Raw genomic sequence first — 1,093 nt, forward strand, 5'->3', positions numbered from 1 at the left:
GTAATAAAACAACCGTATTGAATTAAAAATAACTCTAAAATTTCATAGTATCTTTTTGGTAACTATGGCACTTTTAAGTGCGTACTTTTCATTTATATGTATATACTTTACTATTTAAATAGTTGAAAATTAGGTTGAGTAAATAAAAATTATTCATAATTTTTGTTATGCAACCCTTATCAATTCAGAATTCTCAATCTGTTAGCGCAGCAGGACGTAGCCAATTCTAAATTCTTAGCTAAAAACAATTAACAACGGAGTAAATCTATGTCTAAAAACACAATCACTCATCTAATTCACGATCGCAATGCCCGCGGTCACGCTCAAACAGGCTGGCTGGATAGTTATCACACATTTTCCTTTGGTAGTTTTTACGATCCCAACCGTATGGGATTTCGTTCTCTGCGAGTCATCAACGACGACCGCATCGCCCCAGGGGCTGGATTTCCTACCCACGGTCATCGGGATATGGAAATTCTCACCTACGTCTTAGAAGGTGCTGTAGAACATAAAGACAGCTTGGGTACAGGCTCAGTAATTCGTCCTGGCGATGCCCAAATCATGAGCGCTGGTACTGGAATCAGCCACAGCGAGTTTAATCCTTCCCCCACTGAACCACTGCACCTACTACAAATCTGGATTCTTCCTGACGAAGAAGGTTTGACACCAAGATACGAACAAAAAGCTTTTCCCATCGAAGAAAAGCGCGGTCAATTACGCTTAATTGCTGCTAAAGATGGGCGCGATGGTGCTGTGACGATTCACCAAGATGTTGATTTATACGCCTCTGTTTTAGAACAAGGTGATGTTGTTAATTATCACGTCAAACCTGGTCGCTACGCCTGGTTACAAGTAGCCCAAGGTATAGTTACCTTGAACGGTGAAGAACTTAGAGCCGGTGATGGCGTACAAATCAACGGCGAAGAACAGCTAGAAATTGGCACCAATGTCGGCGGCGAAATCTTGCTTTTTGATTTGGGTTAATATCCAGCGATTTTCAATGGATACTGACGACTAAGAACCCCGACTTCTTGAAGAAGTCGGGAACAGCAGAAGGGGAAAGGGGGAAAGGTTTGATATTTCCCCTTTCCCC

The 1,093-nt window shown here is 42.0% G+C and carries 1 protein-coding gene; it reads left to right on the top strand.

Translation table 11 applies throughout. The features are described from left to right. Window positions 1-267 precede the first annotated feature (267 nt). Window positions 268-984, top strand: coding sequence for a pirin family protein (locus GNE10_RS34715; RefSeq protein WP_185570532.1), 717 nt, complete (start codon window positions 268-270; stop codon window positions 982-984). The last annotated feature ends 109 nt before the right edge of the window (window positions 985-1,093 follow it).

It is taken from the genome of Nostoc sp. 2RC, assembly GCF_014222165.1.
In the GTDB taxonomy this organism is placed as follows: domain Bacteria; phylum Cyanobacteriota; class Cyanobacteriia; order Cyanobacteriales; family Nostocaceae; genus Nostoc; species Nostoc linckia.